We start from the raw sequence: 21075 nt of genomic DNA, 5'->3' as shown, positions 1-21075 counted from the left end.
GCCCCGAGTGCCTTCAGGTGTTCACCCCCCGAGAGAAACGAGCATCCGATGTCACGGAGCATCACAGGAGCTGTGGCGAGATGGACAGGAAGGCCACCGCGAAGGGCGCCGGCGGTGGTCGCGGCGGTGGTCGCGGCCTTTGTCGGTCTCGCCGTCGTCCCCGGCGCCCCGGCCCTCGCCGGCACGGGCGGGGCGCCGGCTCCCGTGGTGACGCGCGCCGCCCTCGACCCGTCGCTCGTCGCGGGCCGGGGCGCCGACGTCGCCTTCGCCGAACAGGAGGCGGAGAACGCCACGACGAACGGCACGGTCATCGGCCCGGACCGCGCCGCGTACACGCTGGCGGGGGAGGCGTCCGGCCGCAAGGCGGTCAGGCTGACGCCGGGCCGGCACGTCGAGTTCACGCTGCCGAAGACGGCCAACGCGATAACCGTGCGCTACAGCATTCCGGACGCCCCCGGCGGCGGCGGCATCACCGCGCCGCTCGACGTCACGGTGAACGGCAAGGGCAGGAGGGTGATGACCCTCACGTCGCAGTACTCGTGGCTGTACAACCAGTATCCGTTCACGAACGACCCGGACGCCGACCTGCTGCACCCCGACTGGTGGATCACCGAGTGCGCCTGCGTGCCCAGCGCCACGACGCCCGCCCCGACGATCACCAAGCCGTTCCGCCCCACCCACTTCTACGACGAGCAGCGTCTCCTGCTCGGCAGGACGTACCGCGCGGGTGACAGGGTGCGGCTCACCGTCCCGGCCGGGAGCAACGCGGCGTGGACGGTCATCGACCTGCTCGACTCCGAGCTCGTCGGCGCGCCGCACGTCAGGCTCGTCGCGGCGAACGTGCTGGCGTTCGGCGCCGACCCGCTCGGCCGGCGCGACTCCGCCGACGCGATCGACAGGGCGATCGCCTTCGCCAAGCGCAACCGCCTCAAGGTCTACATCCCGCCGGGCGTCTACCAGGTGAACCGCCACATCGTCGTCGACGACGTGACGATCGAGGGCGCCGGCAACTGGTACACGATCATCAAGGGCAAGGAGGTCACCCTCCCCGCCCCGGCCCCCGACGGCTCGGTGCACACCGGCGTCGGCTTCTACGGCAAGGACGCGGCGGACGGCGGCAGCAGGAACGTGCACCTGTCCGGCTTCGCGATCGAGGGTGACGTCCGCGAGCGCATCGACACCGATCAGGTGAACGGCATCGGCGGGGCGCTGAGCGACTCGACCGTCGACGGCCTCTACATCCACCGCACCAAGGTGGGCATGTGGTTCGACGGGCCGATGAGGAACCTGAAGATCACGAACAACATCATCGTCGACCAGATCGCCGACGCCCTCAATTTCCACGGCGGTGTCACGGACTCGGTCGTGTCGAACAACTTCACCCGCAACACCGGTGACGACGGCCTCGCCCTGTGGTCCGAGAAGATCGCCAACGCCCGCAACACGTTCGACCGGAACACCGTGCAGACGCCGACCCTCGCGAACGGCATCGCCGTCTACGGCGGCACGGACAACACCGTCTCGAACAACCTCGTCGCCGACCCGGTCCGCGAGGGCAGCGGCATCCACGTCGGCTCCCGCTTCGGCGCCGAGGCGTTCGCCGGAAAACTGTCGATCGAGGACAACACCACGGTCCGGGCCGGCACCTACGAGCTGAACTGGAACATCGGCCTGGGGGCCATCTGGCTCTACGCGCTCGACAAGAACATCGAGGCGGACATCCAGGTCGTCGGGAACCACTTCCTCGACAACACCTACAACGCGATCATGCTGGTCAGCGACTGGGGCGTGAAGGACCTCTACTCGATCACGAACGTCCACTTCAAGGACATCAGGGTCGACGGCACCGGCACCTCCGTGGTCAGCGCCCGGGTGAAGGGATCGGCCTCCTTCGAGAACGTGGACGCCCGCAACGTTGGCGCGGTCGGCGTCAACAACTGCGGCTCGTTCAACTTCCCGCCCACCGGCTCGGAGTTCTCGCTGACGGACCTCGGCGGCAACGACGGGGGCGGCACCACCGGAGCCTGGCTCGCCCCGTGGATGCTGCCGAACACCATCACCTGCGACGACCGCCCGCCGGTCGTCGCGCCGCCGGCGCCGTCCCCGTGGTGATCCCGCGGTGATCCTTCGTCGCGGCGCGTCTCCGACGTCGTCGGCCTGACCACCCGGCCGCCCGGGACTCCCCGGGCGGCCGGCCGTTCTCCGTACCGCCGAGGCGCGCGTCGCCACGACGGGCGGCCGGGCACACCGGTGACCGGTAATCGGCGATCGGGGTGTCAGATGCCCCGGCGCATCGACCTGGTGCCGACCACCAGGCCCACCGCGGCGACGGCGCAGGCGCAGAGCGTCCCGTACAGCACTGACACGTCCGTGAAACGGCCGGAGAACAGCGCCCGCTCCGCCTCGACGACGTAGTAGACCGGATTCAGCGCGGCGACGGCCCGGAGCCACCCCGGGCCCGAGTCCACCGGCAGCAGCACTCCCGACAGCAGCATCAGCGGGAACATCACCAGCTGGGTGACCCCGTAGAACAGGTCACCGCCCGGGCTGGACGCGATCGCGAGGGCGAAGGAGAGCGCGCCCAGGCCGATCCCGAACACGGTCAGCACCGCCAGGCCGGCCAGCATGCCCGTCAGGTGCGGGCGGAATCCCAGGGGCATCGCGAGGACGACGATCAGCGTGCCCTGGGCCAGCAGGATGGCGAACTCCTTCATCGTCCGGCCGATCAGCATGGCCGTGCGGTTCAGCGGGGTGACCAGCATGCGCTCCATCGAACCGCCGATCAGATCGATCAGCAGGGAGTATCCGGCCATCATCGGCCCGGACAGGCACATCATGATCAGAATGCCGGGCACGAACCACTGCCACGGCGAGCCCTGCCCCTCGAGGCTTCCCGTTCCCGCGAGCAGCGGGCCGAACAGGAACAGGAAGAGCAGCGGCTGGCCCATGGTGAAGAGGAGCCCGAGGGGTTCGCGCACCACGGGGGCGAACTCGCGGGAGAAGACGGTTCCGGTGTCACGGAGGAACTGCGCGTTCACGGTGGGGCCTTTCTGGCCGGTGGGGGAGCCGCCGGGCAAGGCGGGGCCGGGGAGGGGGATCGCGAGGGAGGGGAGCCGCCGGGCAAGGCAGGGCCGGGGAGGGGGCGCAAGGGAGGGGAGCCGCCGGACAAGGCGGGCCCGGGCAAGGCGGGCGAGGCGGGGCCGGGGAGGGGGATCGCGAGGGAGGCGGGCGGGGCGGGGACGGTCAAACAGCGCTCGTGGCGTTCGGGAGGCCGCCGCCGGTCTCGGCCGGGAGCTCGCCGGTCTCGTCGCTCTCGCGCAGGCTGCGGCCGGTCAGCGCGAGGAACACGTCGTCCAGCGTGGGACGGGCGGTCTCGGCGGTGCCGACCTTCACCCCGGAGGACTCCAGCGCCCGGAGACACTCCGGCAGCGCCGCGCCGGCGTGGGGCACCCGCAGCCGCACCGTCGTCCCGTCGACGGCGACCGCGCCGGGACCGGCGATCCGCTCGGCGATCCCGGCGGCCCTCGCCGCCGCCGTCCCGTCGTGGACGGTGATCGTGACGCGGTCACCGGCCAGGTCGCTTTTCAGCCGCTCGGCCGTTCCGTCGGCGATGATCCGGCCGTGGTCGATGATCACCACCCGCTCGGCCATGCTGTCGGCCTCCTCCAGGTAGTGGGTGGTCAGGAAGAGGGTCGTGCCGTGCAGCTCGCGCAGCCGCAGGATGTGCTTCCAGATGTTGGCGCGGCTCTGCGGGTCGAGACCGGTCGAGGGCTCGTCCAGGAACAGCAGCTCGGGCCGGTGAATGAGCCCCAGGGCGATGTCGAGGCGGCGGCGCTGGCCGCCGGACAGGGTGCCGGGCTTGCGGGTGGCCAGCGGCTCCAGGTCCAGCAGGCCGAGGATCTCGTCGGCCCGCCGGCGCGCCTCCGGCCCGCGCAGACCGTAGCAGCGCGCCTGGGTCACCAACTCGTCGCGGACGCGGAAGTTCTCGCCCGCGCCGTTCTTCTGGCCGACGTACCCGATGCGGGCACGGACCCCCGCCGGGTCCGACACGACGTCGCAACCCGCGACGATCGCGGTTCCCGACGTCGGCGGGAGCAGAGAGGTCAGCATCCGCAGGCTGGTGGACTTCCCGGCACCGTTGGGACCGAGAAAGGCCACCAGCTGGCCCGCCTCCACATCGATGTCGAGGCCGCGTACGGCGTCGACGCTTCCCTTCTTCACCTTGAATCGCCGGGTCAGCCCTCGGGCATGGATCATCGTCCCCTCCTCGGGGTGGGCGCGGGCGGTGGATGGCATGCCGAACAGACCCCTGGTCGGGGGCTCGGCTGGAGATGCTTCATCCTTGACCAGGCGATCCGGGTTTGGCAAACGTGAAACGTATGTTCACGTTCTGTCTGACCTGCGGAAACGTGCCCCCGCGCGGCGTGCCGTACGCCCCTGCCCGCCCTCGTCCCGAACCGGTCCACCCGCGCTGACGTGGGCTTTTCGCCAATCCCACCGAAGAGATGAAAAAAGATGCGGATTTCCGCGGTGAGCTCGCCGGACCCCGGGCGTTCCGGGGGTCAGTTCCCCCCGGAACGCACGGCGACATGGGCGGGGCCGGGCTCCGGGGAGTCCTCCCGGTGGCGCCGGAGCAGGCTGTCGAGCGCCCACGGGCCCGCGCCCAGCACGGCGATGAGCAGGAACGACCAGCAGAACATCGCCGAAGGCTCACCGCCGTTGCGCAGCGGCAGGAGCTCCTGAGGCAGGTGCACCACGAAGAACGCGTACGCCATCGAACCGGACGCGAGGACCGCGGCGGGACGGGTGAGGAGGCCGGCGAGGACGAGACCGCCGCAGAGCACCTGGATCAGCGCGGCCCACCAGCCGGGCCAGACCGCGAAGTCGACGGCCTGGCCGGTGGCGGGGTTGCCGCCGAAGACGCCGAACATCGACGCCACGCCGTGGCAGAGGAAGAGGAAGCCCGTCACCATGCGGAAGAGCGAGAGCACCGGCCCGCCGAATCGGTCGATGTTCATCGAATCACCCCTGTGGTCGCGGTGCGAGGCCGGTCCTCCGTCCAGCCTCGCACCGCCGCTGCCCCAGGGCGCGCCCGCGCGCGCGTCCTGGTGATCCCCTGTCAAGATTTGGCGTCGCCCGGGGTACGTCGACGTCTCCGCGAGACCCGGCGCGGTTCGGGGGTGGAGGGGGTCAGGTTCGGGTCCACTTCTGGTTGGTGCCGCCGTGGCAGGTCCAGATGTGCAGCCTGCTGCCGTTGGCGGTGCCGTGGCCGGACACGTCCAGGCACTTGCCGCTTCCGACGGCGGTGACGGTGCCGTCGGCGTTGAGGCGCCACTTCTGGTTGTTCTGCCCGTTGCAGTCCCAGATGATCACCGCGGTGCCGTCGGCGGCCCCGCCGCCGTTGACGTCCAGGCACTTGCCGCCGTACACCCGCAGTTCACCGGTGCCGGTGGAGGTCCACCGCTGGTTGGACTGCCCGTTGCAGTCCCAGAGCTGTGTCTGTGCGCCGTTGGCCTGCGAGGCGCCGCTCACGTCCAGGCAGCGTCCCGATCCGACCCCCTTCAGCGCGCTGCTCGTGCCGTCCGAGGGAGAAGGCGAGGGCGAGGGCGAGGGGGTGCCGCCGCCGTCGAGGCCGAGGAAGGTGACGGCATAGGCGAGCTGGCCGCTCATCGGCAGCTGGTGGCCGACCCCGCTGATGCTGATCCCCTCCACCGTGGCCTGGGCCGAGGTGACGCCGTACCTGGTCCGGGTCCAGTTCGACTGCGGACGGTCGGTGAACGCCGGGGTCTGGCTCAGCCCGTGCAGGTTCGTCCACTGCTTGATCTCTTCGCCGAAGTTGTTGTAGTGGAGCGTCGTGTCCGTGCTGCCGTGCCACAGTTGCATCCGAGGCTGACGGCCGGTGTATCCGGGATACATCGAACGGGCCAGGTCACCCCACTGCTGCGCGGTCCTGATCACTTGCCCGCCCGAGCACTGGCCGTTCCACAGCGACCCGTTCGTGGTCGCGAAACACCCCGCGGGAACTCCGGAGAACGCCGAACCGGCGGCGAACACGTCCGGATACTGAGCGGCCAGCACGTTGGTCATCATCGCCCCCGAGGAGAACCCGCTGACCACGATCCGCTCCGGGTCCACGTTGTAGCGCTGCCGCGCCCAGGCGACCATCGCCATCACGCCGGTGGAGTCGCCGCCGCCGTCACGCCGCAGCGCGGCGGGGGTGGACACGTCGAAGCACTTCTCGCTGCGGGTGGCCTCCGGCAGCACGACGACGTACCCGTACCTGTCGGCCGCGGTCACGTAGTCGCGCCCGTTGCCGTTGAAGACCGTGCCGGCCGACCCGCCGCAGTAGTGGACCAGCACCAGCAGTGCGGGCCGTGCCGCGACGCTGTCCGGCACGTAGACGTACATGTTGAGGTTCGTCGGGTTGGTTCCGAAATTCGTCACCTGGGTCAGGGCCGCGGCGGACGCCGACGGTAGCCCGGCGAGGGCTCCGGCGGAGGCCAGGCACAGGACGACGGCCGCCAGCACCGCTCTGATCATGCGTTTCACTCATCTGCCTTTCGTTTCCGGTCGACCCGTGACGGCCGCTTACGCCGGTCGGACCCGCCGCTCCCGTCCGACCGGCGTGGGCGGCCGGGGACGGCGCCCTGTCGCAGGGGCAGCTGCGCAGGCTCCATTTCTGGCTGCTCGTGCCGGTGCAGGACCGCAACTGGACCTTGGTCCCGTTGGCGGTGGTCGCGTCCGGGACGTCCAGGCACCGGCCGGCGAGGCGAGGTTGAGGGTCGAGCCCGGCCAGCCGAGCACGGTCGCGTACAGGACGGTGTTGTCCTTGCTGCGGGTGTGGCGGACGTCCTGCGCGGTGCCGGCCCGCGGCTCGACGAAGCTGCCGCCGCCCATCTTCGCGGGGCCCTCGCCGTAGGCGGTCCAGGCGCGGGTGGAGCAGATCGGCTCGCCGTTGCGCTTCAGGTAGGCGCCGATGGCGCCCAGCAGGTCCTTCTGCACTGCGGGATCGTGCCGTCGGCCCTGGGCGAGATGTTCTGTCACGGGGGAGAGGGTGAGCAGGGCCACGGCGAGCAGAGCGGTTCCGGCCAGAGCAGGGCCACGGCGAGCAGAGCGGTTCCGGCCAGAGTGGCCCGATTGCGTAACCGCGACAGTTTGATGGGGGGCACGCTGGCTCCTGTCGGTGTGCGGTCGTATCGATTCGATCGGGTGAGGCCCTCAGGGTAGGAGCCGGTCCTCCGCTGTCAAGGCGGCTCCTCCCGCGTCGGCCGTGGCCGGTGCCGGTGGCGATGATCATGCATGCCGGCGGCGGCGACGGTCTCGGCGTTTCGACAGGCAGGCGGGGAGAGCTTTTCCGGGGCTGGTCTCGCGGGCGGCACGGCGGGCAGGTGCGGCCCTCGTGTGAGAGATGAAAGTTTCATACTCATCGCGCGTCAGAACGACGAATTTTGCGGGTCTGAAGCCTTCCTGATTGGGAAAGGTGAGTCACCCACGATGCGATTGTCACTCTTGACAGTGATATACGCCCAGGTTGGGAGATAAAAAAGATCAACACAATGGCGAACGAGCTTGCGTGCGTTCTTGGATTGGCCCGCTTGGCAGGACTCCTGGGTATGTCTGTTCTGCCCCGGAACGACCGCACCTCTGCCGGAGCCTTCCTGTCGCTCACGCCGGACGCCGTCCACTGACGACTCGGGGCCGATGGTCGGCGTCCGGCGGGAGTGAGCGGCGCCGGAAACCGTGCGTTTACTTCCGTCACACACGTTGTTGACATCACTGACAGCGAGATCTAGGCTGCGGTCGAATCGATTCGATGACGGACATCCTGGTTTTCGCGCCACCCTCCCCCCCACGAAGCCATTCCACTCACATGTGCGCACAGCGCCCACGAGTGAGGAGAGTCCATGATGAATGTTGGCGACATCCTCCGCCGAGCCCGGCTGTGGCCTTCCACTCCATCGCTCCCGGCCCGTCCACTCCGCCCCTCCCCGTCCGAGGCGTCACGTGGACCCTCCCCGTCCGAGGAGCCACATGCGGACATCGCACCCGGCAGGCGGCACAGGAGCCGCCGTGCGATCGCCGCCTTTCTCGCCGTCGGCGCACTCGTCGCGGGTCCCGCCGTGACGTCCGCCACGCCGGCCCAGGCCGCGGACCAGTCCATCGCCGTCGACTTCTCCGCCGGTGGCGGCACCCCGACCTACCGTGCCTCCGGCTGGATCTACGGCATGACCGAGAACGCGTCGGGCCCGCCCGACCAGTTCTTCACCGACGTGAGGTTCCGGTACATGCGGGCCGGTGGGGCACAGCTCGACGGCCCGGGCGGCTGGGTGTCGGGCAAGTACGACCGCCGGTGGAACGCCACCCGCGCCCAGTTGCTGCGCACCCGGTCACTGGGCGGGGAGTTCATCCTGCTCGTCCACGACCTGTGGGGCGCCGACGGCTACCCGATCTCGCGCTTCCCCGGCGACAACGGCAACTGGACGGACTACGACAACTTCCTCACCCGCCTGATCGACGACGTGCGGGCGACGGGCGCCCCGGTGCAGTGGGACCTGTGGAACGAGCCCAACATCACGCTGTTCTGGAACCGCCCCCAGTCCCAGTACTTCGAGCTGTGGCGGCGCACCTACCAGCGCATCCGGGCCGCGTTCCCGGCGCAGCTCATCGTCGGGCCGAGCTGCGCGTGCGTGCCGTCCACCGGCCACGCCTTCTGGAACCAGTACCTCGACTACGTCAAGGCCAACAACGTGGTCCCCGACATCATCAGCTGGCACTCCCTGCCGGGCGACCCGGTGGCCAACGTGGCGGCGGCCGACACCACGCTGAACTCCCGTGGCATTCCGCACCCGCGCCCCTACCAGATCAACGAGTACGGGGCGTCCAACGAGCAGAACCCCGCCGACGGGTCCTGGTACATCGCCCGCCTGGAGCGGGCCGGCGCCGACGGCCTGCGCGCCAACTGGGCGGGCGGCGGAAACCTGCACAACGACCTCGGCAACCTGCTCGTCCGCAACTCGGCGGGCCAGTACCAGCCGAAGGGCGAATGGTGGGCCTACCGCTTCTACGGCTCGCAGACCGGCCAGGTCGCGTCCGTCACCCCCAGCGCCTCGTACGACGCGTTCGCCACCAAGGCGGCCGGGTCGGCCAAGATCCTGGTCGGCGGCGGCACCACGACCGGCAACATCGCCGTCAACCTGCGGCGCCTGGACGCCACGAGCGGCATCGTGGAGAACAACCAGGTGAGGGTCGTCGCCGAGCGCATCCCCTACAACGGCGGCGGCGCCGTCACGGCTCCGGTCACCGTCCAGAACTCCGTGGTGACCCTGTCCGGCAACGGCACGACGGTCAACCTGCCGCACACCGCCATCGACGACTCCTACACCATCACGCTGCTGCCGCCCTCCTCCGGCCCCGGCAACGGGTCGACGTCGGTGTTGCGCAACGTCAACGCCGGCCGATGCCTGGACGTCCCGAACGCGACCACCGCCAACGGCACCCAGACCCACCTGTGGGACTGCGGCAGCGGCACCAACCAGCAGTGGACCCTGACCTCCTCCAAGCAGTTGCAGGTGTACGGCAACAAGTGCCTGGACGCCAACGGGCAGGGCACCGCCAACGGCACCCAGGCGATCATCTGGGACTGCAACGGCGGGACCAACCAGCAGTGGAACGTCAACGCCGACGGCACCGTCACCGGCGTGCAGTCCGGCAAGTGCCTGGAGGCGAGCAACTTCGGAACCGGCAACGGCACCAAGGTCCAGCTGTGGTCCTGCACCGGCACGAGCAGCCAGAAGTGGACCCTGCGCAGCTGACCCGCCGGCACGCGAAGGATCCGGACTCCGTGCGGCCCTGGCCGCGCCGGCCCGCGCCGACCCGCGGGCCGGCGCGGGCAGGCGCGGTGCTCGCGGGTCAGGCGGGGCTGACGCGGGGGCGCGCCGGTCCGGTCGACTCGCGCAGCGAGATCGGCGGGGCGGCGAGCAGCCGGCGATGCGGGAGACCGGGATCGGCGATGCGCTGGATGAGCAGCTCGACGGCGTGCGCGCCCAGCTCGTCGGCCAGGATGTCGGCCGCGGTGAGCGGCGGGTGCAGGTTCTCCGCCCAGTGCCGGGCGGCGACCCCGGTGAGCGAGAAATCGCCGGGCACCGCGAGATGGGCGTGCGCCAGCGCGCGTTGCATGCCGGGCATGGCGGCCTCGTTGATGGTGGCGATGGCGGTCAGCTCGGGGTGTGTGACCAGCAGCTTCTCGACGCAGGCCCGCCCTGCCTGGGCGTCGTCGGCGCAGCAGACCTGTACGCCCTCCAGGCCGCGCTCGGCGACGGCGCGGGTGAAGCCGAGCTGCGCCCGATGGCCGGGGCCGTACCCGGCGGCGACCAGCTCGGCCGAGCGGTTGACCAGGGCGACGTGACGATGCCCCAGGTCGGCCAGATGACGGACACAGCGGGCTATCAACGTCTCGTAGTCGATGTCCACCCAGGTCATCTCGTCGGGCCGGCTGGTGTGGCCGATGCCGACGAACGGCAGCCCGACCTCCGCCAGGCGGGTGACCCGGTCGTCCTCCAGCCGGATCTCCATGAGGATGACCCCGTCGACGCGGGCACCGGTGGCCACGCGCTCGAACGAGCGGTCGTGTTCCCCGCCGGACGGCGAGAGCAGCACGTCGAGGTCGGCGCGTGCGGCGGCGTCGACCACGCTGGCCACGAAGCCCAGCTGGGCGTCGGTGAGGCGCCGGCTGGCCGGGGGGATGACCAGTCCGATGGTGCGTGTCCTGCCCTCCTTGAGCGCTCTGGCCGCGGCGTTGGGGCGGTAGCCGAGCTCGTCGATGATCGCCTGGATGCGCTGCCGGGTCGCCTCCGCCACCGGCCGTTTGCCGCTCAACGCGTACGACACCGTGCTGCGGGACACGCCCGACCGCCTGGCGATCTCTCCGATGTTCACCGGCACTCCTCAGCGGACTCGGCCACGACGCCTCCCCATGGTAGATGGAATCGATTCGCCTAGAGGAGTCACGACCTGACCAGGAAGAACGGCTTCACGGGCGAGGATATCCCGGATGACCCATTGACGTGCATACGACATCGCCTTAGGTTCAGTCGAACCGATTCGAGTAATCGGTTCGACGTCAAGCGGAAACAGGCACGTGACGCCGGTCGACGGAGGCCGGAACCGTGCGAACGACGAACCTCGCCATCCCCGCATCACCTGCCCCCGAAAGGACGGCCGGATCCATGTCGGCACCGAGATCAGCAGGATTGAGCAGGCGCACACTCGGTGCGGGCCTGGCTCTCCTGGCCGCCAGTTTCCTGGCCGGCTGTTCGGCCACCTCCTCCACCGAGGGCACCGCGGGCACCGCGACGGCCCCCGGCAAGGCGGCGGGCGGCGGAACGTACTCCATCTGGGACCCTTACCCGCAGTACGACAAGACCTCCGACTGGGTGAAGCTGCTGGACACCTGCGGCACCCAGGCCGGTGTGACGGTCGAACGCACGGGCTACGACACCACCGACCTGACCAACAAGGCGCTGCTCGCCGCGCAGCAGGGCAACGCCCCCGACGTGCTCATCGTCGACAACCCGGTGGTGTCGACGCTCGCCGAGGCCGGTGTGCTGACCACGACCGCGGAGAACAAGCTCGACATCTCGGCGATCTCGCCCAACCTCGTCTCGGCCGGGCAGAGCGGCGGCAACACCTACGGCGTCCCGATCGGGGCCAACACCCTGGCGCTCTACTACAACAAGGCGGTGCTCGACAAGGCCGGGGTGGAGATCGCCTCCGTCAAGGACTGGGCGTCGCTGACCGCGGCCCTGGAGAAGGTCAAGGCGGCGGGCAAGAAGGGCATCACGTTCTCCGCCATCGGCACCGAGGAGGGCAGCTTCCAGTTCCTGCCCTGGTTCTGGGGATCGGGCGCGCAGCTCACCAAGCTCGACTCCCCCGAGGGCGTGTCGGCGGTGGCGCTGTGGACCGACTGGCTGAAGAAGGGGCTCGCCCCGAACTCGGTCATCAACAACACGCAGACCACCAGCTGGCAGGAGTTCGCGAGCGGTGACTACGCCTTCGCCGAGAACGGCACCTGGCAGCTGGCAGGCGCCAAGGAGATCGGCTTCAAGTACGGGATCATCCCGGTGCCGGCCAAGGACGGCGGAACCGCGGCGGCGCCCACCGGCGGCGAGTTCGTCAGCGTCCCCGTCCAGCAGGACACGGCGCGCTACGCCACCTCCCAGAAGCTGGTGACGTGCCTGACCAGCACCGACAACTCCTTCGCCACGGCGACGGCGCTGTCGTACATCGCGCCCACCGACCAGGTCCAGACCCGGCAGAGCACCGAGAATCCCGAGCTCAAGGTGTGGGTGGAGGCGGTCAAGGCGGCCAAGGGCCGCACCGGCGACGACCTCGGCACCAAGTACCCGAAGATCTCCGAGCCGATGTGGGGCGCGGTGCAGGCGGCGCTGAGCGGGGCCAAGAGCCCCCAGCAGGCGATGACCGACGCGCAGACCGCGGCGGCGAGCGCGATCCAGTAGGCCCGGATCATGAGCCGAATCGCCCAGGCATCCACCCGGCGCCCGTCATCCGCCGGCGGCGGCCCCGTCCCGAACGGATCGGGCCGCCGGAAAGCGGCCCGGCGGGGGCCGGACCGGTGGGCGGCATGGGGTTTCCTGGTACCGATCGTCGTCTACCTCCTGGTGTTCTACGCCTACCCGCTGTTCCGCAACGTGGAGCTGAGCCTGCGCGACTACACGGTGCGCTCGTTCGTCCAGGGTGACGCGCCCTTCACCGGGTTCGCCAACTACGTCGAGGTGCTCACGGACGCCACGTTCGGGCCCGCGCTGTGGCAGACCGTGGTGTTCACCGTGGTGTCACTGGCCTTCCAGTTCACCGTGGGACTCGCCCTGGCCATGTTCTTCGTCAGGAACTTCCCGCTGTCGGCGACGTTGCGCGCGCTGTTCCTGGTGCCGTGGCTGCTGCCGCTGATCGTGTCGTCCTCGACCTGGGCGTGGATGCTCAACAGCGACTCCGGCGTGGTCAACGCGGTGCTCGGCGCGTTCGGGGCCGGCCCGGTCAACTGGCTGACCTCGCCGGACTGGTCGCTGTGGTCGGTGATCGTCGCCAACATCTGGATCGGCGTCCCGTTCAACCTGGTGATCCTCTACTCCGGCCTGCAGTCGATCAGCCCGTCCGTCTACGAGGCCGCCGCCCTGGACGGCGCGTCGGGCCTGCAGCGGTTCTGGAGTGTGACCCTCCCCCTGCTGCGGCCCGTCTCGGCGATCACGTTGCTGCTCGGGCTGGTCTACACGCTGAAGGTGTTCGACATCATCTGGATCATGACCAAGGGCGGGCCGAGCGGCTCCTCCACCACGTTCGCCACCTGGTCCTACCGGCTGGGTTTCGGGAACCTGGTGCCGTCCTTCGGCCCGGGAGCCGCGGTCGGCAACCTCCTGATCGCGATGGCGCTGGTCTTCGGGTTGTTCTACATCCGCCTCCAGCGAAGGCAGGACCTCTCGTGAGCACCCCGCGCCGCTGGTGGAAGACCCTGATCGGGCTCGCGCTGACCGGCGTGATGCTGTTCCCGGTCTACTGGATGATCAACGTGTCGTTCACCCGGGACCGGGACATGCGCAAGAGCCCGCCGTCGTGGTTCCCCGTGCACGGCACCCTGGACGGCTACCGCGCGGTCCTCGACCAGCAGCTTCCCTACCTGGGCGTCAGCCTGGTGGTCGGGCTGGGGACGGTGCTGCTGACCCTGGCGATCGCGGCCCCGGCGGCGTACTCGCTGGCCAAGCTGCGCCCGCGCGGCGGTGGCGCGCTGAGCTTCGTGCTGCTGATCGCCCAGATGATCCCCGGGATCATCATGGCGATGGGCTTCTACGCCATGTTCCTCAACCTCGGCGTGCTCAACACGCTCCCCGGGCTGATCGTGGCCGACTCCACCCTCGCGGTCCCCTTCGCGGTCCTCATCCTCACCGCGTTCATGTCGGGCATCCCGCACGAACTCCTTCAGGCCGCCCGGGTGGACGGCGCCGGAGCCGTGCGGACCTTCTGGTCGATCGTCCTGCCGGTCAGCCGCAACGCGATCATCACGGTGTCGCTGTTCGCGTTCCTGTGGGCGTGGTCGGACTTCATCTTCGCCAGCACGCTGGACAGCGGGGGAGACCACCAGCCGATCACCTTGGGCATTTACCATTACATCGGCAACAACAACCAGCAGTGGAACGCGATCATGGCCACCGCCGTCGTCGCGTCGGCACCCGCCGTCGTTCTCCTCGTCATCGCACAGCGCTACGTCACCGCCGGCGTGACCGCGGGCGCCGTCAAGGACTGACCGGGCTCTCCTCCCACACGAAAGGACCATCTCCTCATGACCGCCGCCGTCACCGGCCCGGTGTTCTCCCTGCAGGAAATCCCGTTCAGCTTCCGCGGGTCCTGGTTCGGCTTCTCACCGGTCATCGGCGAGAACACCTACGCCCAGGACGTCCATCTGGTCTCCCACCAGACCGGCATGCACCCGATCCTGCGGCTGGTCCCCACCGCCGACAGCGTCGTCACCGCCACCCCGCACCGGCTCACCTGGGACTGCGAGCCAGGGCGGATCGACCTCGCCTACGAGAGCACCGACACCGTGCGGGTGCGCGGGCGCGGAGCCGGCCTGCGACTGCTGGCCGCCGACCCGGTCCTGACGCCGTTCAGCGGTCCCTACTTCTTCCAGGACCCCCGGGACGGGTCCTCGGTCTTCACCGTCTACCAGACCGGGCGCCGCTACCGCGTCACGCTCCTGGCCGGGCGGATCACCGAACACCTGGGCGCGCAGGAGCTCGGCGCCACCGAGCGGGGTGTCGTGGTCACCGGGGACGGGGACGCGTGGGAGATCGCCATCGAGGAGTTCGAGACCGCCCGCGCCCCGTACACGAGCGAGCGCGACTTCGAGCAGGTGGCCGGCGCGGCCCGGCGCGACTACGAGGAGTACCTCGACGCCGTGGCGCCCTGGCGGGACGACCGGACACCCGCCGCCGAGCTCGCCGTCTACGTGCTGTGGTCGGCCACCGTACGCGCGGCGGGGTTCGTCACCCGCCCGGCGGTGCTGATGTCCAAGCACTGGATGGACAAGGTGTGGAGCTGGGACCACTGCTTCAACGCGATCGCCCTCGCCGAGGGCCTGCCCGCGCTGGCCTGGGACCAGTTCCGGCTGCCCTTCGACCACCAGGAGGCCGCCGGCGCGCTGCCCGACTCGATCACCCATTCCGAGATCCTGTACAACTTCGTCAAGCCACCCATCCACGGCTGGGTCCTGCGGCATCTCCCGCCGGTGCCGGGAGAGGAACGAGCCGGCGTCTACCGCCTGCTCGAGCGGTGGACCACCTTCTGGCTCACCGCCCGGCGCGTGCCCGGACACGAACTGGCCCACTACCAGCACGGCAACGACAGCGGATGGGACAACGCGACCACGTTCGCGCCCGAACGCGTCGTCGAGACGGCCGACCTGGCGTCGTTCCTCGTCCTCCAGATGCGTACGCTCGCCCGCCTGGCCGGCGAACTCTCCCTGCCCGGCGAGGCGGCCCGCTGGTCGCAGGCGGCCGACCGGATGCGCGAGGCGATGCTCGCCCAACTGTGGCGCGACGACCGGTTCGCCACCCGGAGCGCGAGTTCTCAGGAGACCTGGACCAGCAGCAGCCTGCTCGACCTCATGCCGATCGTGCTGGGCGAGGAGCTGCCCCAGCACGTCCAGACGGCCCTGGCCGCCAGGATCAAGACCCACCTGACCGAGTACGGACTCGCCACCGAGCTGCCGACCTCACCGCACTACCAGGACGACGGCTACTGGCGCGGCCCGATCTGGGCCCCTTCGACGGTCCTGATCGAGGACGGCCTCCGCAGGGCCGGGCAGACCGTCCTCGCCGACGAGGTCAGCGCCCGGTTCCGCGCCCTGTGCGAGAAATCGGGGTTCGCGGAGAACTTCGACGCCCGCACCGGGACGGGGCTCCGTGATCGCGCCTACACCTGGACGGCCAGCGCGTATCTCATCCTGGCCGCCGCCCACGTACGCCGGGCGTCGTGAACCGATCGAACCGGTGCCGTGACCCGCGGCTTTTCTCGCTCCTCGGCACCGTTCCGGCAGCCGGCCCGGCCCGGGTCGCTCACATCCGAAGGTGTTTCAATCGGTCGTTTCTCCTTCTGAAGGCATGAGGCCGACCTGTTCCAGCGGGTTCACCGCGGGCCCCTGCAGGACGGCGCCGTCGATGTCGAAGCGCGAGCCGTGGCACGGGCACTCCCAGGCGCGTTCGGCCTCGTTGAAGGCCACCACGCAGCCCAGGTGGGTGCACAGTGCCGACACCGCGTGCAGGCTCCCGGCCTCGTCGCGGTAGACCGCGCAGCGCTTCCCGCCGCTCTTGACCACCTTCGCCTGACCGGCGGCCACATCGGCCGCCTCGTCGGCGGTGCCCGCCGCCAGGCGGTCGGCGACGAAGTGCCGGGCGACCTTGGCCTGCATCTTCAGCGCCGGACCGGCCTCGCGTACGGGATGCAGCCGCCGGGGATCGTACAACCGGGCCCACGGCGACTCCCCGCCGGTGATCAGCGTGCTGAGCAGCACGCCGGCCATCACGCCGTTGCTCATGCCCCAGCCGCCGAAGCCGGTGGCGACGTAAGCGTGCCGCGCGCCCGCGTGCAGGGGGCCGACGAAGGGCAGGCGGTCGGTGGTGTCGTTGTCCTGGGCCGCCCACCAGTGCGTGAAGCCGGTCGTGCCGAACCGATCGGTGGTCCACGAGCGCAACCGCCGAAGACGGTCGCTCACGCGCCCGGCGCCAGGGGTGAAGGACTCGCCGGTGACGATCAGCAGACGCCGTCCGTCCCCGTAGGGGGCGGTGCGGACCGAACGGGTGTTGTCCTCGGTGGTGATGAACATGGCACCCGGATCACGCTCGGCCGGGATGGCGGCGGCGACGACCAGCTCGCGATGCGGCTCCATCCGGGCGAACAGCAGGGCCCGGTCGAAGATCGGGTAGTGCGTGGCCACCACCACGTCCCGGGCGGTGACGGTGAGCCCGGAGGAGGTGGTGAGGCGACAGGGATCGCCCTCCTGCAGGCCGACGACGCGCGTGCCCTCGAAGACGAGCGCGCCGGAGGCGGTCATGGCCTGGGCGAGTGCGAGAAGGTAGGCGCGAGGGTGGAACTGGGCCTGGTTCTCCACCCGTACCGCGCCGGCGATCGGGAAGGGCAGCGAGCTCTCGGTCACGAAGGAGGCCGGCAGCCCGGCCCGCGCGGCGGCTTCGGCCTCCGCCCGCAGCCGGTCGAGGTCGTCGGCCGACTCGGCGTAGGTGAGGGCCGGGACCCGTTCGAGACCGCAGTCGACGCCGAGGGCGGCCGCGGTGGAGGCGAGGTGCTCGATCGCCTGCTGCTGGGAGCGGGCGTACAGGCCGGCCGCCTCCGGCCCGGCCGAGGAGGCGAGGTCGGCGTAGATCAGGGTGTGCTGGGCCGACAGTTTCGCCGTGGTGTGGCCGGTGACCCCGGCCGCGACCCGGCCGGCCTCCAGGACGGCCACCGTACGGCCCGCCCGGGTCAGCTCCCAGGCCGCGCTCAGACCGGCGATCCCGGCGCCGATCACGGCGACGTCCACCCGCAGATCGCGTTCGAGAAACGGATGAGAAACGCCGGGCGCGGATTCCATCCAATAGGACTGCATGGTCATGGCCGGGTGCTTGCCCCGATGAATGACGTGCAAACGACCACCCCTCGTGCCGCACGCGGCGGTGTCCTGCCGCGTGCCGGAAGAACGGCCTCCTTCCGGAGGCGGAAACGAATGCGCGCGGCCCGGAGCGAGGTCGGCCGCCGCCTGCACGGCGCTTCGCGCTCAGGCCGCGGGATACGGGCGGCGTTGCGATCGGGATGGGTCACGCGCCGCTCGCAAGACGCGCTGAGGCAGGCTGGCCTGCCACCATCTCGGTGAGTCCAGACCTGGGCAGGGTCCGCGGGGCCTTCGCGAGATGACCGGAGACCCCGCTTTGCGCTCCGGACGCGCCTTCTCCGGATAAGCCAAGGTGACAGAAAATTATCCAAACCGTCCAAAGCCAGTTCAGTGGCCGAAAAGCCCTGGGACCTGGAGATCTTTCGAAAGGTCAGGGGGATTTCGTGGAATGGGGCGGGGGCGTGGGGGTAATCGGCCGCATCAGTCGAAGATGCACAACCTTTGGAGGGCATCGATGAGCGAGTATTCCAGCGGGGCGGGGGAGCGCCCATACCGAAGCCAGGAATCCCAAAGCACGGTTCAGCACGCCAAGTCCGCCGTCGGGGAGGTGGCCGACACCGCCAAGGGACAGACGCAGGCGGTGGCCGGAGAGGCCAGGCAGCAGGCCCGGCAGGTGGCCGACCAACTGCGGAACCGGGTCGGTGACCAGGCGCAGCACCAGAGCCGGCGCGCGGCTCAGGGAATCCGCCAGTGGGCCGACGACCTGGCCTCGATGAACGAGGTCGCCAAGCCCGACTCGCCGGTCTCCGGGGTGGTACAGCAGGTCGCCGACCAAGGACGGCGGGCTGCCGACTACCTGGACCAGCACGGCCTGGCCGGGGTCGCCCAGGAAGTCCAGGGCTTCGCGCGCCGTCGTCCTGGAGCGTTCCTGATCGGCGCGGCCGCCGCGGGCTTCCTCATCGGCAGGATCGCCAAGGTGACGGGGAACACCGGCTCACCGAGTACTCCCGGTACGGGGGCCACCGGTTCGTACGGCTCGGGTGCCCACACCCCCGCTCCGTCCGCCACCGTGCCGCCGCCCCCGGTTCAGCCGACGGTCTCGACCCAGCCCGCGACGGTCCCGGCTCAGCCACTGGCGCAGCCGCCGGTCGAGCCGTACCGCACCCAGCCGGTCACGCCACAGGAGGAGTTCGGCGGCCCGGGCACCGCGACGCCCACCACACCGAGGAACCCGGGCGGTGAGTTCCGATGACCCACCCCGGCCCCGGGGCGCGTGAGCCGTCGCTGGGAGAGCTGGTGGGGGAGATCGGCGCGGACCTGTCCAAACTGGTCCGCCAGGAACTGCTGCTGGCCAAGGCCGAGATCCGCGAGGAGGCGGCCAAGACGGGTAAGGCGGCCGGCCTGCTCGGCGGCGCGGGATTCGCCGGATACATGGTCGCCGTCCTGGTGACGCTGGCCGTCATGTTCGGCCTGGGAAACGTCATGGACCTGGGCTGGGCCGCGCTCATCGTCGCCGTCATCTGGGCGGCGGCCGGCGCGGCCCTGTACGTGACCGGGCGCGCCCGGCTGCGCCAGGTCTCCCCCAAGCCGGAACGTACCGTTGAAACGCTCAAGGAGGATGCGCGATGGGCGCGGGACCTGACGAAATAAGGGCCGAGATCAACGCCACCCGGGCCGAGCTGGCCGCGGACGTGGAGCGTCTGGCCGATCGCACCAGCCCGGTGCGGATCGCACGGCGCCGTACCGACACCGTGCGCCGGAGCCTGCGGTCGGTGCGCGAGCGGGTGATGGGCACCCCGTCCCACGCCGCCCACACGGTCGGCCGGCAGGCCTCGTACGCCGCGGGCAGTGTGCGTGACACGGCCTCCGGCGCCGCCGACACCGTCCGCGGGGTCGCCGCCGACACCGCCGACACCGTCAAGCACGGTGCTCAGCAGGCCGCCGAGGTGGTCCAGAACGCGCCGCAGCAGGCGAGGCGCGGCACGCAGGGCAACCCGCTGGCGGCCGGGATGATCGCTTTCGGTGCCGGGTTGCTGGCGGCCGCCCTCATCCCCAGGACCGAGGCCGAGGAGCGCGCCGCGGAACAGCTCATGGAGCAGGCCGACGGAGTGATCCAGCCGGTCAAGCAGGCCGTGCAGGAGTCGGCCCAGACCCTCGGCCAGGAGGCCAGGGAAGCGACCCAGCAGGCCGCCCAGCAGGTCAGGGAGACCGCCACGGAGGCCGTGCACAAGACGGGTGACCACGCCCGCGAGCAGGCCCAGCAGGTGGGTGAACACGCCCGTTCCACCACCGGCCACCAGTAGACGGATTCGACCACCGCCGCCCCCATCGCCTGGGGGCGGCGGTGCCCCCACGGAGGTGGTGCCCCATGTCACGCCACGACACCCGAGGTCCGAGCTCCGGTTCCGACCGCGCCGCGGCAGGCCAGGCGGCTCCGGAAAGCCCCGCCGAGCTTCCCGGACAGTCGTGGTGGGCAGTGCTCAAACGCACCGCCAAGGAGTTTCAGCAGGACAACCTGACCGACTGGGCCGCAGCGCTGACCTACTACTCGGTGCTGTCGATCTTCCCTGCCCTGCTGGCCGTGGTCTCGCTGCTCGGCCTGTTCGGCGAGCCCGCCACCAAGCCGCTCATCGACAACCTCGGTGCCCTGGCCCCGGGACCGGCCAGGCAGATCCTCGACACCGTGCTGCAGGCCTTGCAGAGCAGTCAGGGCGCGGCCGGGATCGCCACCGTCCTGGGCATCGCCGTCGCGCTCTGGTCGGCCTCGGGGTACGTCGGCGCCTTCATGCGGGCCGCCAACGTCATGTACGAGATGCCCGAGGGCAGGCCCATCTGGAAGACCCTGCCGCTGCGCCTGGCCATCACCACCGTCCTGGTGATCCTGATGGCGGCCGGTTCGGTGGCGGTCGTGTTCACCGGAGGGCTCGCCGAGCAGGCGGGCAAGGTGCTGGGAATCGGTCAGGGCGCCCTGACCGTCTGGGGCGTCGCCAAATGGCCCGTACTGATCGTCATCGTGATGGGCACCCTGGCCCTGCTGTACTGGGCCGCGCCCAACGTCCGCCAACCGGGCTTTCGCTGGCTCACCCCCGGTAGCACCCTCGCCGTGGTGCTGTGGATCGTCGCCTCCGCCGCGTTCGGTTTCTACGTGGCCAACTTCGGCGCCTACAACAAGACCTACGCCGCCCTGTCAGGGGTCATCGTCTTCCTCATCTGGTTGTGGATCTCCAACGTCGCGGTGCTGCTCGGCGTGGAGTTCGACGCCGAACTCGCCCGCGGACGGGCCATCGAGGCGGGGCAACCGGAGGAGCGGGAACCCTACGTCGAGCCTCGCGACACCCGTAAGTTCGACGAGGACTGAAGGTCGCCGCAGGCGCGGGCCGCGCGAATTCGGGGAGGTGGGCCGC

Annotated in this window: 16 protein-coding genes and 1 pseudogene; 10 read left to right on the top strand and 7 right to left on the bottom strand. The window is 70.3% G+C overall.

All coding sequences use genetic code 11. The features are described from left to right. The first annotated feature begins 114 nt into the window (after positions 1-114). Positions 115-2112 carry a glycosyl hydrolase family 28-related protein gene (locus AB0G15_RS04600; RefSeq protein WP_362835282.1) on the top strand — a complete coding sequence of 666 codons (1998 nt, stop codon included), beginning with the start codon at positions 115-117 and terminating at the stop codon, positions 2110-2112. Between the two features lie 164 nt (positions 2113-2276). Here the strand turns inward: AB0G15_RS04600 and AB0G15_RS04595 are convergent, their stop codons facing one another. The 5 genes and pseudogenes from AB0G15_RS04595 to AB0G15_RS04575 form a co-directional block, all read right to left on the bottom strand. Continuing rightward, the gene (locus AB0G15_RS04595; RefSeq protein ID WP_362835280.1) at positions 2277-3038 is read right to left on the bottom strand and encodes an ABC transporter permease; all 762 of its coding nucleotides are present in this window, start codon (positions 3036-3038) and stop codon (positions 2277-2279) included. Between the two features lie 205 nt (positions 3039-3243). Further along, on the bottom strand, positions 3244-4257 hold the full coding sequence (locus AB0G15_RS04590) for an ATP-binding cassette domain-containing protein (protein WP_362835278.1): 1014 nt from the start codon (positions 4255-4257) through the stop codon (positions 3244-3246). A 305-nt stretch (positions 4258-4562) separates the two neighbouring features. Continuing rightward, complete coding sequence (locus AB0G15_RS04585; protein ID WP_362835276.1) at positions 4563-5018, bottom strand: DoxX family protein; 456 nt, start codon at positions 5016-5018, stop codon at positions 4563-4565. 172 nt (positions 5019-5190) lie between these two features. Further along, on the bottom strand, positions 5191-6540 hold the full coding sequence (locus tag AB0G15_RS04580; RefSeq protein ID WP_362835274.1) for a PHB depolymerase family esterase: 1350 nt from the start codon (positions 6538-6540) through the stop codon (positions 5191-5193). A 169-nt stretch (positions 6541-6709) separates the two neighbouring features. Beyond that, positions 6710-7297, bottom strand: a pseudogene (locus tag AB0G15_RS04575) (hypothetical protein); the annotation flags it as partial. Positions 7298-8120: 823 nt separating this feature from the next. Between AB0G15_RS04575 and AB0G15_RS04570 the strand changes: the two are divergent. Then, on the top strand, positions 8121-9812 hold the full coding sequence (locus AB0G15_RS04570) for a ricin-type beta-trefoil lectin domain protein (RefSeq protein ID WP_362835272.1): 1692 nt from the start codon (positions 8121-8123) through the stop codon (positions 9810-9812). 97 nt (positions 9813-9909) lie between these two features. On the opposite strand, the gene AB0G15_RS04565 is transcribed toward AB0G15_RS04570, so the two are convergent. Further along, positions 9910-10935 (bottom strand): LacI family DNA-binding transcriptional regulator, encoded by a 1026-nt coding sequence (locus AB0G15_RS04565; RefSeq protein ID WP_362835270.1) that lies wholly within the window; start codon positions 10933-10935, stop codon positions 9910-9912. Positions 10936-11249: 314 nt separating this feature from the next. Here AB0G15_RS04565 and AB0G15_RS04560 point away from each other — a divergent pair, with 314 nt between their 5' ends. Genes AB0G15_RS04560 through AB0G15_RS04545 form a run of 4 tightly spaced genes read left to right on the top strand, consistent with a single transcriptional unit; the run spans position 11250 to position 16045 of the window. Beyond that, positions 11250-12515, top strand: a complete 1266-nt coding sequence (locus tag AB0G15_RS04560; protein ID WP_362835268.1) for an extracellular solute-binding protein — start codon at positions 11250-11252, stop codon at positions 12513-12515. A gap of 9 nt (positions 12516-12524) precedes the next feature. After that, positions 12525-13499, top strand: coding sequence for a sugar ABC transporter permease (locus tag AB0G15_RS04555; protein WP_362835266.1), 975 nt, complete (start codon positions 12525-12527; stop codon positions 13497-13499). Then, entirely contained in the window at positions 13496-14314 is an 819-nt protein-coding gene (locus AB0G15_RS04550; protein ID WP_362835264.1) for a carbohydrate ABC transporter permease, read from the top strand. The genes AB0G15_RS04555 and AB0G15_RS04550 overlap by 4 nt, the downstream gene beginning before the upstream one ends. 36 nt (positions 14315-14350) lie before the next feature. After that, positions 14351-16045 (top strand): trehalase family glycosidase, encoded by a 1695-nt coding sequence (locus tag AB0G15_RS04545; protein ID WP_362835262.1) that lies wholly within the window; start codon positions 14351-14353, stop codon positions 16043-16045. A gap of 96 nt (positions 16046-16141) precedes the next feature. Here AB0G15_RS04545 and AB0G15_RS04540 read toward each other — a convergent pair whose 3' ends face one another. Further along, positions 16142-17602 (bottom strand): FAD-dependent oxidoreductase, encoded by a 1461-nt coding sequence (locus tag AB0G15_RS04540; protein ID WP_362835260.1) that lies wholly within the window; start codon positions 17600-17602, stop codon positions 16142-16144. Positions 17603-18185: 583 nt separating this feature from the next. Here AB0G15_RS04540 and AB0G15_RS04535 point away from each other — a divergent pair. The 4 genes from AB0G15_RS04535 to AB0G15_RS04520 all read left to right on the top strand — a co-directional run bounded on the left by AB0G15_RS04535 (position 18186) and on the right by AB0G15_RS04520 (position 21029). Continuing rightward, positions 18186-18923, top strand: coding sequence for a hypothetical protein (locus AB0G15_RS04535; RefSeq protein ID WP_362835258.1), 738 nt, complete (start codon positions 18186-18188; stop codon positions 18921-18923). Beyond that, positions 18920-19321, top strand: coding sequence for a phage holin family protein (locus AB0G15_RS04530; RefSeq protein ID WP_362835256.1), 402 nt, complete (start codon positions 18920-18922; stop codon positions 19319-19321). Before AB0G15_RS04535 ends, AB0G15_RS04530 begins: the two co-directional genes overlap by 4 nt. Next, the gene (locus tag AB0G15_RS04525) at positions 19297-19974 is read left to right on the top strand and encodes a DUF3618 domain-containing protein (protein WP_362835254.1); all 678 of its coding nucleotides are present in this window, start codon (positions 19297-19299) and stop codon (positions 19972-19974) included. The genes AB0G15_RS04530 and AB0G15_RS04525 overlap by 25 nt, the downstream gene beginning before the upstream one ends. Positions 19975-20039: 65 nt before the next feature. Next, on the top strand, positions 20040-21029 hold the full coding sequence (locus tag AB0G15_RS04520; protein WP_362835252.1) for a YihY/virulence factor BrkB family protein: 990 nt from the start codon (positions 20040-20042) through the stop codon (positions 21027-21029). The last annotated feature ends 46 nt before the right edge of the window (positions 21030-21075 follow it).

Source organism: Streptosporangium sp. NPDC023825, from assembly GCF_040639575.1.
Taxonomy (GTDB): domain Bacteria; phylum Actinomycetota; class Actinomycetes; order Streptosporangiales; family Streptosporangiaceae; genus Streptosporangium.
This window is presented reverse-complemented; position numbering and strand designations above follow the sequence as displayed.

Bases quoted from the DNA above. Each gene is read 5' to 3' on its own strand.
- AB0G15_RS04590 (WP_362835278.1), bottom strand. From the start codon at position 4,257: ATGATCCATGCCCGAGGGCTGACCCGGCGATTCAAGGTGAAGAAGGGA.
- AB0G15_RS04585 (WP_362835276.1), bottom strand. From the start codon at position 5,018: ATGAACATCGACCGATTCGGCGGGCCGGTGCTCTCGCTCTTCCGCATG.
- AB0G15_RS04580 (WP_362835274.1), bottom strand. From the start codon at position 6,540: ATGATCAGAGCGGTGCTGGCGGCCGTCGTCCTGTGCCTGGCCTCCGCC.
- AB0G15_RS04555 (WP_362835266.1), top strand. From the start codon at position 12,525: ATGAGCCGAATCGCCCAGGCATCCACCCGGCGCCCGTCATCCGCCGGC.
- AB0G15_RS04545 (WP_362835262.1), top strand. From the start codon at position 14,351: ATGACCGCCGCCGTCACCGGCCCGGTGTTCTCCCTGCAGGAAATCCCG.
- AB0G15_RS04535 (WP_362835258.1), top strand. From the start codon at position 18,186: ATGAGCGAGTATTCCAGCGGGGCGGGGGAGCGCCCATACCGAAGCCAG.
- AB0G15_RS04530 (WP_362835256.1), top strand. From the start codon at position 18,920: ATGACCCACCCCGGCCCCGGGGCGCGTGAGCCGTCGCTGGGAGAGCTG.
- AB0G15_RS04525 (WP_362835254.1), top strand. From the start codon at position 19,297: ATGGGCGCGGGACCTGACGAAATAAGGGCCGAGATCAACGCCACCCGG.
- AB0G15_RS04520 (WP_362835252.1), top strand. From the start codon at position 20,040: ATGTCACGCCACGACACCCGAGGTCCGAGCTCCGGTTCCGACCGCGCC.